This is a genomic window from Streptomyces klenkii, from assembly GCF_003626645.1.
In the GTDB taxonomy this organism is placed as follows: Bacteria; Actinomycetota; Actinomycetes; order Streptomycetales; family Streptomycetaceae; genus Streptomyces; species Streptomyces klenkii.
This window is the reverse complement of the sequence record NZ_RBAM01000005.1, coordinates 115727-129902: the sequence shown is the minus strand read 5'-3', so window position 1 is coordinate 129902 and position 14176 is coordinate 115727. Positions and strand designations below refer to the sequence as shown.

Genomic DNA, 14176 nt, shown 5'->3' with positions numbered 1-14176 from the left:
AGTAGCGCATTTTTCCCGCCAAGACGGGATATTCGGACTCTTGGGTGCAGACGGTGCAATCGCCCCGAAAAGCCGATGTCCTGTGGGTGATTAGTACGAAACGACCGCCCCCGGCCCGCCCGCTGCGGGAAATCCGTAGAAGTCCGCAAGATTTCTGCGGGTCGGCCGCAGGAAATTGAACCTTTGACTTCCCGTTGCGGGAATTCCCTCGGTTGACAAAATTGGCCACTACATCGGAAGGTGAATGCATCCAATGGGGGCGGCAAAGCAGCCATGTTTCCCCGTGCCCGAAAGGCTAGGCAGAAGGTGGGGGGTCCCGTGCGAGTGGTCCTGGCCGAGGATCATCCGACCGTACGAGCTGGAACCCGGGCGCTCCTGGAGCCTGAGGGCTTCATCGTGGTCGGGGAGGCCGCCTGCGAACGCGAGGCGCTGGAGATCGTTTCCGAGCAGCAGCCCGATGTGCTGATGCTGGACATGAAGCTGGAGTCGGGCCTGGCGCTCAATGCCATTCCCCAATTCCAGGCCGCCGCGCCGAAGATGGGAATTCTCGTGCAGAGCTGCTACGAGGACCGGGCCATCATCTGCGGGGCAATGGCCGCGGGTGCCGCGGGCTATCTGCTGAAGAGCAGCCCCGTGTCCGAGCTGGTCCTGGCGGTACGGACGGTGGCGTCGGGAAAACGCTACGTACAGCCCTCGCTCGGTGCCGGGCTGGCCCGCGCACAGGGCCGGGAGCCGGAACTGCAACTGCGGGAGCGGCAGGTCCTGGGCCTGCTCGCCGAGGGGCACACCAACCGTGAGGTGGCCGCGCGGCTGACGGTCAGTGTCCGCACGGTGGAGAGCGTCAGGGCCGCTCTGCGCGCCCGGCTGGGCCTGGTCACCAGGGCCGACCTCGTCGCGTACGCCCGGCAGAGCCGCTCCGCCGATGTGTAGCAGAACCGCCCGGCCGGCCACCGCACAACAGTCGCTCGCCCTGGGCACACTCGGCGGCTTGTGCATCGCGGTGAGCCTGGTCAGCGCCGTGTCCTACACGGCCAACCTCCTCACCGACGGCCACTTGCCGCCCAGGTCGGTCTCGACCCCGAGCATCGCCCTGGCCACCGGCGTCCTCGCGCTGCTGACCTGCGGGCTGCGGCGGGCCCGCCGGCTGCTGATCATGATCTGCTGCGGATTCACGGTCCTGAGCGTGGACCGGCTGGCGCACTCCACAGCGACGGACCACGCGGCCATCGCGTTCCTGCTGGCGGCATCCGTCTACGCCGTCCCGGCCTGGCCCGAGATGAAAGTGGTCCTCAGCCGGGGACGCGCCAGCGCCATGGTGGAGCGGCAGGAGCACCATGCGGGCCTGCTCGCGGGCGAGTTGCACGACGAAGTCCTCCAGCTGCTGGCGCTGACCCGGCGGCGGCTCGACGCGGCCCGCGCACTGGACGACCCCGGTGCGCTGCGCGCGGCGATGGAGGACGCGTCCCGCACCCTCGACGAACAGGCCGGTACGCTGCGCCGCATCATCGCCACCGTGAGCCCGGCAACCGTCCAAGGGCTGGGGCTCGCCGAGTCGGTCACCTTCCTCGCCGGACAGATCGCCGCCGAGAACGGGCTCGTGGTGGACGTGGACGTCCAGGGCGACCGGCCCCACGCGGGTACAGGGGAGAACGGTGTGAACCTTGCCGTCTACCGGGTCGCCCAGGAAGCGCTCACCAACGTGGTCAAGCACGCCGACGCCCGGCGCATCACCGTTGCCCTCACATGTCGCGACGAGGACATCAGCCTCACCGTCACCGACGACGGACGCGGCCTCGGCCCGAACCCGCCGAGAGCCACCGAGGGGTACGGCATGCAGGGCATGCGCTGGCGCTGCGAAGCGTACGGCGGCACCTTCAGCGCCAGAACCGCCGACACCACCGGCACGGTCGTCCGGGCCGTGTTCCCCCTGCGCACCTGCCGGAAAACCCGGGCGTCCTAGCCGGCCCGGCCGCGCCGGCGCCGGCCTGCCCCCGGCGCGCACAGGCGGGCCAGGGGCAGGATTCCGGGCGCCCGGCTGCGGGCCGGATCAGGCCGAGCGTCGGCGTCGGCGCAGATGAAGGACCGCCGCGCCCGACACCGCCAGGGCTGCCGCGCCGGAGGCGGCCGGGAGCCAGGAGCGGGAAGGGGCGGTGGCGGCGGTCTGCTCCTCGGCGAGGGCGTAGCCGCCCGCGAGACCCTTACGGTCGTAGGCCGAGCCGGGGAGCTTGTCGCCGTAGCGCTTGGCGACGAGTTGCTGGTACGCCGCGAGCGGGACGCGGGGCTTGCCTTGCAGGGCTGTCCGGGCTTCCTTGTTGAGGGGCTCGACGGAGCCGTTGCCGGTCAGCCGGTACCAGCCGTGGATCTGCGGCTCCATGAAGGTCTGCGCTTGGTCCGTGCCACGTTCGGCGGCGCTGATGTCCGCGTCGCCGTCGCGGATGCCGGCCAGCTGCCAGTCACGGCCGCCTTGCTCCGGGGCGAGCAGGACGGCGGCCTGGCGGCCGTCGGCGGCCGAGACGCGGGAGGCGAGGTAGGACAGCCGCAGGGCCGCGCCGGCGGTGGCCTCGGTCTTGCCGGCGACGAACTCGGGCGACAGCTCGTAGAAGGGGACCGGCTTCTTGAGGTCGAAGCCGGGTGCCGCGGCGGGCGACTGCGCGAGGCTGCGCGGGGCGCCGGCCTTGCCGCCGTCAGTGCCGCCGTCCGTGCCGCCTTCCGGTGCGCCGCGCTCGGCCGCGGCCGTCAGGAAGCGGGCGACGGTGTCGCGGAGCTGGCCGGAGCGCAGCACCTTCTGAGCGGCGGTGACGTCGGTCGCCGCAGGGGTGGTGGGTCCGTCGGCGGCCTGCGCGGGAACGATTCCGCAGAGGGCGGCGACGGCAGTGGCCGCACACAGGGTGGCGGCGCGTCTGGTCGTGTGGTGCACGGTGGGTCGTCTCTTCCGGTCGTTCTAGCCGTGTATGCCGATGCGCGTGTGGGTCCACCGGAAGGAGTTGTTTCCGGAGTAGGCGGAGTAGTTCCACCAGGTGTAGGTCTTCGTGGTGGGCCAGGGGTCGCCGATCGCGATCATGTTGCTGGTGCTGTCGTAGCCGTAGACGACGTTCATGTGGCCGCCGCCGGAGTTCCAGCCGATGCGGACGGCGAACGGACGCCCGTTCGCGATCTCGGTCCGGGTCTCGCCGAAGGAAGCGTTGCGGTAGAGGTCGTTGCCATTGCTGCGGAAGCCCATGTTGCGGAGGGCATTGGCCATGTCGCCCAGGGTGGCGGGGCGGTTGTTGCAGTCCAGCCGGTTGTTCTGGGCGGCCAGGCGGCAGAAGTCGTACTGGTTGTAGCGGGTGTAGCCCCAGAAGTTGGCTATGGTCAGGCCGGTGGCGTCCCAGCACCACTGGTCCTTGACCTGCTTCTGCATGCTGATGTCGAGGGCCTTCCGGCCGGTGGGATTGCCGGTGGGCTTGTCAGTGGGCTTATCGGTGGGCTGAGTGGAGGTGCAGACCGGCAGCTTCCCGGTGTTCTCCCGGATGAACGCGTCGGCGATGTAGTACTTGCCGGACCAGATCCAGCGGGAGTTGTTCTCGACGGCGTCGCCGGTGGTACGGCAGGTCATCGGGATCTGGTCGCCGACCCGCGACTTTCCGGTGATGCCGGCCGAAAGCGACGGCTGGGACCGCTGGTTGACGGTGCTGAAATTGCCTCGTCCGCCGGTGACCGTGCCGGTAGCACTGGCCTGGGCCTGGGGGGAGATGTTCAGCAGGAGTGCACCGGACAGGACGGCGGCGCCCGTCGTGGCCAGAAGCACCTTTTTGCGCTTTGACGCAGGGGCGGCGTGTGCGTGCGTTGATATGCGGGTTGATCTACGGAATCTGTGCATGGGGAATTCTTCTCTTGCCGATCGGGCGGGTCAGTACTGGATGGTGTGGTGGTAGAGGATGTTGCGGGCCTTCGCTCCGCTGTCCAGGCCGTACGCGGGCCGGTCGGTGAGGAAGTACTCACGGAAGGTGGACTGGCGCTCGCGGGACATCATGGTGTTGCTCTTCGTCCAGCCGCCGTCGACCTGGGACCACAGGTCGGCCAGCGCGGTGGCGACCCGGGCCTCGCAGGCGTCGCCCCAGTCGATGCCGCGTGTGGTGCGGTCGTTGGCGAGGTTCATGGAGCTGCCGTTGCCCCACGTCATGACGGTGTCCTTGAAGGCGCGGAACGCCACGGCGTCGGCGAAGCCCTCGGTCCAGCCGCAGGTGGTGGAGGAGGTGCGGTTGACGTAGTGGGGCGAGCAGTTGGTGACGTTCGGCCACCATCCCTTGTAGAGCTTGCCCATGAGGGAGTGGCCGGCCTCGTGGACGGTGGTGTGGCCGGAGTCGGGGTCGCTGTCCGCGAGGTGGACCTTGTCGTCGCGGTTCGTCCAGTACGTGCCGTCCTGGGAGCCCGGATACCACTGGACGGTGATCGGGGAGCAGCGGCCGTCCTTCTCGTTGCTCGTCCAGCAGGTGCTGGTCGAACCCCGGTCCCACCAGAGCTTGTTGAGGGTGTCGAAGGCGTGCCAGGCGCGGCTCTGGCCGCTGTTGGCGTAGACGGTGCCCAGGCTCTTGTTGCCCGAGACGTTGCTGAGGGCGTTCGAGGTGGTCGAGTAGTGGCGGTTGTATCCGTCGACGACCGACCACATGCTGCCGGCCCGGGTCTGGAACTCCGCCCAGACCCGGGAGGTGACGGAAGCGCTCGGCGTGTAGCAGAGCTTGAACGTGCCGTCTCCGTTGCCGGTCAGGCCCGTGGCGAGCTTCTGCGTACTGCCGCCTGCGGTCGTTCTGCCCCAGAGGGTGACATTGGCGTTGCTGACCGGCAGGTCCCGGTCGGCCTTGCGGTTCCAGCTGCCGCCCTCGGAGGACTGGAAGCGGTTGCGCAGAGTGCCGCTGACGCAGACCGGGGCGTAGGGCTTGCCGGGGGCGGTGGCCTGCGGGGGAGTGCCGGGTGCGGCCGGGGCGGCGGCGCCCGGGCGCACCGGGCGGTCGTGTGCCGTGGGCCCGTCGGCCGGAGTCGCGTCGGCCTTGGTGACGGACATGCCCTTGGTGGTGGAGCCCTTGGCCTTGCCGATGGTCAGTTCCACCGAGGCGTGACCGGCGCGGCGCGGGCCGGGGCGGTCGATGTCACTGATGTCCGCCTGGATCTGGGCGGGGCCCGCGGCGACGGCCTCGACCTTGAGCCTGATGGTGCGGGTGCCCGGCGTGAGGGCCAGCGTCCGGCTGGTGCGCTGGCCGAAGGGGTCCGTCGTGGGCGCGGCGAGGGCCGGGTCCCGGTCGACGATCCGCAGGGCGGGCGGCAGCTGGAGGGAGAGGCCGGCGCGCTTGACGCCGGCCTGCGCCGTGACGGCCACGGTGAGGGTGGTCCGCTCGCCGATGGCGGGAAGGCGCTCGAGGGAGGCGGTGACGCCGAGACAGCTCGGCGGCGCTTCGGAGTTCTTGTCCGCGGGGCGGACGGTGCAGCTGTCCGCCGGGGTGGGGGTGACCGCGTAGGCGGGTGGTACGGCGACGGTGGCGATGCAGGCACCTATGCCGCCCGCTGCGATCAGCGCCGCGGGTCTCGGTATTCGTATGCGGAACATGGGCATGCCTTTCTGCGGCGTGCACGACGGGTCCGGTGCACGCCGATTCGAACGGGTGGGCTGAGTGTCGGTGTGTCAGTTGTGCCGGGGCTTGCTGCCGCCGGACTGGTCCTTGTCGCCCGGCTTCGTGTCGTCCTGCGGAGTGCGCGGCTGGGGGATCTGTACGGCTCCCTTGCCGTGGGCGAGTTGCACCTCGCGCTGCACCTTGGGCATCGGCAGGCGCACCGCGAACGCCTGTACGCCGCCGATCTTCAGATACGGCATGACCCAGCCCTCCAGGTCGACTCCCGCGAACAGCTTCCAGTCGGCCTCGGCCGCGGCCTTCCCCTCGGTCGACCCGCCGGCCCGGCCCTTGACCTCGGTGCGCACGTACGGCGCGGCGACGTCGCCCTTCACGCCCACGCTGCCGTAGAGACCGAGGTTCGCCTCGGTGCCGAACCGGACCTTCGTGTTGACCGCGGCCGAGACGCTCGCCTTCAGCGTCGCGGGGGTGAAGTTCGCCTTGGCCTCCGGCTGCCAGCCCTCGCGCAGGCTGAACGCGGAGCCGAGGGCGAAGTCGCCCTTCACCGGGTCCTGTTCGACGTCCAGGCTCGCCTTGCCGTCGGCGTCGATCAGGACGTAGCAGGTGAGGTCGATGTTGACGGTGACCGGAAGTTCACCGATGTAGAAGGTCGGGTTGGCGTGCAGGACGACGAACGGTATCCGCAGCGGCTTGCCGTTGGTCGTGGGGGCCGTCCGCCCCTTGAAGTGGAACCCCGAGGACCAGTCACCGCTCAGCCGCAGGCCGGCCCCCGACGGGCCGTCGCCGGAACCGCGGCCGTAGTAGGTGAAGTCGACCTGGGGCGCGAGCTGGACGAAGCCCTTGAACGACGCCTTGGTGGGGCTTTCCACCCCTTCTCCCTTCGCGCTCTTCTCCGTGTCGACCGAGGTGTCGACGTCGACGCGCAGGCTGCCGAAGGGCAGCTTGAGGCCCTCGGGCCCGGCGTGGACATTGCCGCGCTTTGCCCAGGAGAACTTCACCCCCGGAACGAGCGAATCGGCCTTGAAGCCGGACGGGTCGACGGGCAGCTTGTTCTTGACCTTGGAGTCGCCCAGCACCGTGGAGAGGTCGACCGGGGCGGTACGGACCTCGGTGCCCGCCGAGGTCTCCTTCTCCACCTTCGTGACCTTGGCCAGGACGCCCTGGGGCGCGCCGGCCACGGGCTTGCTGGCGATGATGTCGCCCACGGCGACGGGCTTCTTCGCGGCAGGCGTCGCCGACGGCCCCGGCTTGCCGGACGGGCTCGGGGAGGCCTGCGCGGCGGTCGGGGAGATGACGGCGCGCCCGCTGTTCCGGTCGATGGAGTCGACCTTCACCGCCGACTTGTGCGCCTTGACGCCGCCGCCCGCCGGAATGGTCACCGCGCCGGGGTCGGTTCCCCGGGGGGAGGGCGTGCGGAGGCTGACGTCGCCCTGAGGGGCGCCGGCTGCACTGCTGTTCTCCGCCTCATTCGAGGCGGGGCCGCCGTCAGACGGCGAGCAGCCGGCGAGGGCAAGGGCGAGGGAGGTGAGCAGCACTGGTGCCAGTGCCGCTCTCCTGCGGGGGTTGCGCATAGTGGTTCCTTGTGGATTGGTGTGAGGGGGATCGGTGCGAGGAGGTTGTTCTCCCCGCAAGAGGGATGGCGGGGGCATGCCATGTCAGGGCATGGGTGACACCTCTCATTCGGCAGGGCCCGCGGGCCCGCGGGTCACTTCGCCCGCGCCGCCAGGGCTTCGAGGTGTACGGCTGCGGCCGTGGCACCCCCCGCGGCGCGGAACGACGCGCGCACCCTCCCGGCCGCCTCGCGGCAGCCGGGCTCGCGGAGGACGGTGTCCAGCGCCGCGCCCAGCACTTCGGCGGTCGCCCGGTTGAACCGGACCCGTACGCCCGCCCCGGCGTCCGTCACCTGGGCGGCGACGGCGGGCTGGTCGTCCCGGATGGGTGCGACGATCAGAGGGAGGCCGTACCACAGCGCCTCGCACACGGTGTTGTGCCCGCCGTGGCAGATCACCGCGTCGCACCGTTCCAGCAGGGCCAGTTGGGGAACGCGCGGCCGGACCAGCACCCGGTCGGCGAACTCCGGCACCGTGCCCGTCGGGTCGACGATCACCGCCTGCGCCCGGTCCGGCCGTCCGCGCACCGCCTCGGCGCACGCGGCGAGGAAGCGGGGCGCCGCCTCGGCATTGGCCGTGCCGAGGGTGATCAGCACGGTGGGCGTGCGGGGGTCGAGCCGGTGCCAGGGGAAGTCGTCCGCGGCCGGGCGTGAGGCGAGCGACGGTCCGACGAACCGGACCTGCTCGCCCGCGGACGGGACCGGCCCGGCCAGGGCCTCGGTGCTGAAGGCCAGCACCAGCCGGCCGGACAGCCGGGGGTCCGCGGTGCTCCAGGGGTCGCCGATCCGCTGCCGCAGCTCCCCGATCAGCCCGGCGATCCAGGAGTCGACCTTCGGCAGGCCGGACAGCGAGGTGAAGCCCGCCGTGGTGGCCGCCGAGGTGGCCCACACCAGCCCCAGCCGCTCGGCCACGAGGCCGCCGGCGACGGCCTGCTGGTCGGCCACCAGGACGTCCGGCCGGAACTCGGCGACGGCCGCCCGCACTCCGGGCGCCATGTGCTCGGCGAGCGGCCCGAGGAACCGCTCCCACAGGAACTTCAGCGCCGCCGGGCCGCGGAGCGTGGGCGGCCGCAGCAGGGCGGGGTCGGCCAGGTCCGGGGAGGCGCACCGGAACACGGTCGCGCCGTCGCCCACCAGCGGTCCCACGACCTCCGGCAGACCGGCCCAGGCCACCTGGTGCCCGCGCCGGACCAGCTCGGCGGCGACGCCGACCGTGGGGTTGACGTGCCCGGCCAGGGGTGGCACCACGAACAGGAAGCGGCTCACCGGATCACGTCCCCGGCCGCCGGTACGGGCGTGTGCGCCCGTATCCACTCGAGGATCAGGTCGCCGGCCGGTTCCGTGGCGCCGACGAGGACCCAGTGTTCCTGGTCCGGCAGCACGACGGTGCGGCAGACGGGGAGGAGGGACCGCAACCAGCCCTCCTGAGCGGCGAGGTCGGACTCGGCGCCGTAGAGGGCGAGTACGGGGGTGCCCACCGACCGGATCGCGTCCTCGTCGAGCACCCGGCTGGCGGGGACGTCCCGCACCGTGTTCGTGGAGTGCAGCAGCCGGGCGGCCGACCGGACGCGTTTGGTCACGTGCTTGCCGTGCTTCTCGGTGAGTTCCTCGAAGAGGCCGTCGCGGGTGAGCTCCTCCGCCCCGCGCGCGAGGTTGGCCGCCATCTTGCGGGCCCAGGCGGCGGTGGCCGGCTCCGACTCGATCATCGAGACGCTGGCCACCCGGCCGGGGTGCCGCGCCGCGTGGCCGAACGCGATGGTGCCGCCGTAGGAGTTGCCCACCAGGTGCACGGGGCCCGCCGGATCCAGCCGGTCGAGCAGGGCCTCCAGGTCGTCGAGGTGATCCTCCAGCCGGTAGCCGGCCGGCGGCCGTTCGCTGAGGCCCTGCCCCCGCAGGTCGTACATGATCACGTCGAGTCCGGCGGCGGCGAACCGGGGCGCCAGGGTGAAGTAGTAGCTGACGAGGCTGTCGATGAGCATCCCGTGGACGAGCACTACGGTGGGCGGCGGGGCGGTGCCGGTCGTCGTCCGCGCGGGTATGCGTTCCACGTGCAGGGCAAGGCCGTTGGCGTCGATCATGGCCATGGGTCACCGCTCCCCGGGGGCCCGCAGGCAGCCGGTGATGTGCTCGACGAGCTGTCCGACCGTCAGGCCGATGATCTCCTCCAGCCCGAGCCCGGCCAGGTACTCGGCGAAGTTCACCAGCTCCCCGTACCGCGCCCGGAGGTGGCCGCCGAGGGTGACCAGGTCGATGCTCTCCAGGTCCAGGTCGTCGTGGAACCGGGTGTCCATGGTGATCCCGGCGTTCACCACGCCCCCGTACTCGCCGAGGACGGTGTGGAGCATGCCGGTGATCTCCTCGAACACGGCCTCCTCGAACACGGCCCCGGGGGTCGCGGCGGTCGGCGCCGCCTCGCTGCTGTTCACTTGGACTCTCCTCGCGTTGCCGGTCCAGGGCACTCCGTGGACCTGTGGTTCCGGCCGGGGGTCCGGGGGTTGTCCCCCGGGGAAACGCAGTACTGCTGACTCTCCTGTCGTTCGTCTTGCTGCCGGGCGTCCCCGGGGGCCGGACCCGTGGTCCACGCGACCACGTACTCCCTCTCCGGCAGGCCTTGCGGGTTGGTGACGGTGCGGCAGCGCACCGGGTATCGGCGTCCGCCCACGACCACCACCAGGGCGTCCGCCCGTGCCTCGGTCACGGCGAAGTCCTTCGGCCGTCCCCGCAGCCCGGTGCCCTCGGCCTTGGCCACCGCCTCCTTCGCCGCCCAGAACCGGGTGAACCACAGCGGCTGCGGTTCACCGGTCCGGAAGCACAGCGCGACGAGGAGCTCGCGCTCGGCGGGGCCGAGGGCGGCGGCCAGGGTCCCCGGTGGCCGTTGGGCGACCTCCTCCACGTCGATGCCGACCGGCGCCGGGTGCCCGTCCGTGCCGCGCGGCCGGACCAGGGCGACCGCGGCCTCGGCCCGGTGCGCCAGCGAGACGTCGAGGGCGGGGAGAGCCCGGCCGTGCGCACCGGTGACCCGCGGCCGGCCGGACGCGTCGTTGCCCACCCGGATCTCGGCGGGGAAGACCGGCCCTTCGCCGTGCTGCCACAGCCACCGGCGGACCGCGTCCTTGGCCGCGATGCGGCCGAGCAGCCACTGGCGGCGGCCGGACGGCGGGCGCCGCTCGTGGTCCTCGCGCTCGGCGGTGCCGAGGTGCCGCCGCATCACGAGGTCGCGGGACGCGAGGTCGTGGCACCCGTCGAACAGGAGCACCCAGCCGCCCGGTTGCACCGCGGAGAGGGCGTGCTGCTCGGGGAACCGTTCCTGCGCCTTGGTGTCCGTGCGGCTGTCGAACCGGTGGTCCTGCCAGCCGCGGATCTCCGCCCAGACACGACCGTCCAGGAGCAACTGCACGTCCGCCCCCACCGTGGCGTCGGTGACCGAGACGATCCTGATGAGGCACTCGACCCGGGTGCCGGGCGACGGGTGCGGGCCGAAGAACCGGATGTGCCGCACGCGGACGGGGAACACCAGGGTCCGCTCGGCCAGGGTGGTGAGGATCCAGTAGCCGAGCAGCTGCCCCACGTTGTCGAGCAGGCCGCCCGGCGCGGACGGTGCGGTGAGCACGCCGCGCACATGCGCGTCGCCGACCGCCGTCAGCTCGGTGACGCCCTGGAACGCCGGGCCGTGGAACATCCAGCGGTCCCGGTACAGCTGCCCGGCCGTGATCCCGGGGGCCCGTTCCTCCTCGGGTGCCCACCGCCAGGGCCGGGGCGCGCCGCCGGGGTACCGGTCCGCGAGTTCCACCTCGCCGTGCGCGTACGCGCCGAACGTCACACCGGCCCGGTCGGTCCCGGACGCCTCGACGGTCACAGGCACGTCGACGGCGGGGGCCGCGGCCACCCAGCGGTTCAGCCGCACCTCGCGCACCGCCACCGCGGTCGTCCCGGGCCGGGCCCGTTCGGCGTGCTCCATCATGTGGTGCACCACGGTCGTGGCCGGGACGACCGGCCACCGGTCGGCCTCGGCGGGCCAGCCGGGGCGCTGTGCGAAGAAGCAGTGGTCGCGCAGGTACGGCATGGCGTCCGTGGACACCCGCAGTACGGTGCGGACCGTGGACGCCGCCGCGGCGCGGGACACCGCGACGGCCGTGTCGGCGGTGTCCTTCAGCAGGGCCCGGAGCTCGGCCGCCAGCGGGGAGCCGTCCGGGACGGGCAGCACCGTGCCGGAGTCCGTGCCGGAGTCCGTTCCCTGCCGGACGGCGAGCGCCGAGCGCACCGCGGCCACCGTCTCCCGGTCCAGGGACACCAGCTTCCCGCCCAGGTCCAGCCGCGAGGGCGGCATCCGGCGGGCGTGGCTGCCACCGTCCACCGGGACCCCGGTGGACGGGTCACCGCCGGCCGTCCACAGCGCCGTGGCGACCCGCAGCAGCTGCGCGGTCCCGTCCCGGTGCGGGGAGTTGGCCGCCACCACCAGGTGGGGGAGACCGCGCAGGGTGTTCTCGACGAGCGAGCCCACATGGCCCGTACCGGCCTGGACGAAGACGCGGAAGCCGGCCGCGTACATGGCCTCGATCAGCGGGCGGAAGCGGACGGGCTCCAGCAGGTGGCGTACGAAGAGCTCCCGCACCTCGTCCTCAGCGCGGGGGTACTCCGCGGCGGTGGTCGCCGACCAGACGGGCACGGTCGGCCGGCGCAGCTCGAACAGGCCCGCGTAGTGCCGGATCTGCTCGACGTAGGGGGCCAGCATCGGGGTGTGGAAGCCCGAGCGGAACGGCAGGACCTGCCCGATGACGCCGCGTTGCCGGAAGTGCCTCACCAGATCCTTCACTTGGCCGGGCGGGCCGCAGACCATCGACTGCTCCGGGGCGTTGTCGTGCGACAGCACCACATCGGGACGGTCGGCGAGCACGGCGGTGACCTGCTCGGCCGGTGCGCCCAGCGCGGCGAAGGACAGCCCGGCCACCCGCACCTGGTCCGGGTCGAAGGAGCGGGTGAACTCGTCGACCGCGTCCCCGGCGTACAGCCCGGCGGTGGCCATGGCCGTCCACTCGCCGATGCTGTGGCCCGCGACGGCGTCGGGCACGATGCCCATCCGGCGCAGCGCGGCGTCCAGCACCCGCCCCACGGCGATGACTCCGGCCCCGTGCCGTCCGACGTCCGCCACATCGGCCCCGGACCCGCCGAACCCCGCGGGCAGCAGCGCCGAGAGCCCGAACCGCTCGACGACGTCGTCGATCCGGGGCCGGAACTCGGCCTCCAGGCCGGGGAAGACGAAGGCCAGCCGCCCGCCCGCAGGGCCGCCGAGCAGCGGCTCCGGGGAGAACCAGATGTCGCCGCGCCCCCGCGGGCTGCCCTTGGCGACCGCTTTCCGGGCCAGGGCGAGGCGCCTGGCGTCCGGGGCGACGACGCCCAGCCGGGTGCGTCCGTCGTGCGCGGGCCGTCGTGCGCGGACGGCGGCGTCCTCGGCGTCCAGCAGCGCGGCGAGCTCCTCCGGGGTGCCGGCGGCCAGCCGCAGCACCTGTTCCCGTTCGCGGACCTCCACCGCCGGACGGTCCGGGCCGGGGGCGGCTTCGAGCACCACATGGGCGTTGATGCCGCCGAAGCCGAAGGCGTTGACGCCCGCCCGCCGGGTCCGCCCGTCGCCGGTCTCCCAGCCCCGCGCCGCGGCGATCGTCCGGAAGCGGGTACGGGCCAGGGCCGGGTGCGGCTCCTCGCAGTGGAGGGTCGGCGGCAGTACGCCGTGGTGCACCGCGAGCGCGGCCTTGACGAGACCGGCCACGCCGGCGGCCGGCATGGTGTGCCCGATCATCGACTTCACCGACCCGAGCACCGGCCGGTCCTTGCCGTCCGGCGGGCCGAACACCTCGGCCAGGGTGGCCAGTTCGGCCGCGTCGCCCGAGGGGGTGGCGGTCCCGTGCGCCTCCAGGAGTCCGACCGACCCCGGTGCAGCGGGATCCAGCCCCGCCTCGCGCCAGGCCGCCCGTACCGCCTTCACCTGGCCCGAGGGGTCGGGGTTGACGAGGCTGCCGCTGCGGCCGTCGCTGGCCACGCCGGTGCCGCGGACGACGGCGTAGACGCGGTCGCCGTCGCGCAGCGCGTCGGAGAGGCGCTTGAGCGCCACCACGCCGGTGCCCTCGCCGATCAGCAGGCCGTCCGCGTCCCGGTGGAACGGGCGGATCCGCTGGCTCGGCGACATCGCGCGCAGCCGGGAGAACAGGGACCACAGCGTGATGTCGTGACAGTGGTGGACCCCGCCCGCCAGCACCAGGTCGCAGCGGCCCGAGGCCAGTTCGCCGACCGCCTGGTCGACCGCGACCAGCGAGGACGCGCAGGCGGCGTCCACCGTGTACGCCGGGCCGCGCAGGTCGAGCCGGTTGGCCACCCGGGAGGCGGTCAGGTTGGGCACCAGGTTGATCGCCTGCTCGGGCTCGTCCGGTCCCAGCTGCCGCGTGTACGCCCGCCGGACCCGTTCCAGCAGTCCGGCGTCCAGCTCGGGCAGCAGCTCCGCGAGAGTGCGCACCAACTGGTTGGACGTCTGGACGGACTGGGTGCCCCGCGCCATCCCGGGGGACAGATAGCCGCCCCGGCCCAGGATCACCCCGATCCGGTCCCGGTCCGGCAGCCGTTCCTCGCCGCCGGCGTCGGCGATCGCCTCAGCGGCGACGTGCAGCGCGATGAGCTGTTCCGGCTCGGTGCCGGGCACCGAGCTGGGCATGATCCCGAACCGGGTCGCCTCCACCTCGGCCAGCTCGTCGACGAATCCGCCGCGACGGCAGTACACCCGGTCCGAGCGGCCGCGGGCGGCCGCCGGGTCGTAGAAGGAGGGGTCCCAGCGCCCGGCCGGGACCTCGGTGATCGCGTCGGTTCCGGCCGTCAGATTGCGCCAGTACGCCGCGAGGTCCGGCGCGCCGGGAAAGAGGACGGCCATGCCGACGATGGCGACGGCCGGCCGGCCGGACGGCGTGTGATGCGTGCTCAT

At 72.6% G+C, this 14176-nt stretch carries 10 protein-coding genes; 2 read left to right on the top strand and 8 right to left on the bottom strand.

Features of this window, described 5'->3' with window-relative positions; translation table 11 throughout:
- Positions 1–318 precede the first annotated feature (318 nt).
- Positions 319–930 carry a response regulator gene (locus D7231_RS13765; RefSeq protein WP_158673747.1) on the top strand — a complete coding sequence of 204 codons (612 nt, stop codon included), beginning with the start codon at positions 319–321 and terminating at the stop codon, positions 928–930.
- Positions 923–1960: a sensor histidine kinase gene (locus D7231_RS13760; RefSeq protein ID WP_120755707.1), complete on the top strand. Its 1038-nt coding sequence runs from the start codon at positions 923–925 to the stop codon at positions 1958–1960. The genes D7231_RS13765 and D7231_RS13760 overlap by 8 nt, the downstream gene beginning before the upstream one ends.
- Before the next feature lie 87 nt (positions 1961–2047).
- Here D7231_RS13760 and D7231_RS13755 read toward each other — a convergent pair whose 3' ends face one another.
- The 8 genes from D7231_RS13755 to D7231_RS13720 all read right to left on the bottom strand — a co-directional run bounded on the left by D7231_RS13755 (position 2048) and on the right by D7231_RS13720 (position 14176).
- On the bottom strand, positions 2048–2917 hold the full coding sequence (locus tag D7231_RS13755; protein ID WP_120755706.1) for a hypothetical protein: 870 nt from the start codon (positions 2915–2917) through the stop codon (positions 2048–2050).
- A 24-nt stretch (positions 2918–2941) separates the two neighbouring features.
- Positions 2942–3787: a papain-like cysteine protease family protein gene (locus D7231_RS13750; protein ID WP_158673746.1), complete on the bottom strand. Its 846-nt coding sequence runs from the start codon at positions 3785–3787 to the stop codon at positions 2942–2944.
- Positions 3788–3889: 102 nt separating this feature from the next.
- Complete coding sequence (locus tag D7231_RS13745) at positions 3890–5581, bottom strand: mycolysin (protein WP_241999701.1); 1692 nt, start codon at positions 5579–5581, stop codon at positions 3890–3892.
- A gap of 75 nt (positions 5582–5656) precedes the next feature.
- Complete coding sequence (locus D7231_RS13740) at positions 5657–7174, bottom strand: hypothetical protein (RefSeq protein WP_199739356.1); 1518 nt, start codon at positions 7172–7174, stop codon at positions 5657–5659.
- Positions 7175–7308: 134 nt separating this feature from the next.
- A complete protein-coding gene (locus D7231_RS13735) occupies positions 7309–8478 on the bottom strand; it encodes a glycosyltransferase (RefSeq protein WP_120755704.1) in 1170 nt (389 codons plus the stop codon).
- A complete protein-coding gene (locus D7231_RS13730; protein ID WP_120755703.1) occupies positions 8475–9296 on the bottom strand; it encodes an alpha/beta fold hydrolase in 822 nt (273 codons plus the stop codon). The genes D7231_RS13735 and D7231_RS13730 overlap by 4 nt, the downstream gene beginning before the upstream one ends.
- Before the next feature lie 3 nt (positions 9297–9299).
- Positions 9300–9638 (bottom strand): acyl carrier protein, encoded by a 339-nt coding sequence (locus D7231_RS13725; RefSeq protein WP_120755702.1) that lies wholly within the window; start codon positions 9636–9638, stop codon positions 9300–9302.
- A complete protein-coding gene (locus tag D7231_RS13720) occupies positions 9635–14176 on the bottom strand; it encodes a type I polyketide synthase (RefSeq protein WP_120755701.1) in 4542 nt (1513 codons plus the stop codon). The genes D7231_RS13725 and D7231_RS13720 overlap by 4 nt, the downstream gene beginning before the upstream one ends.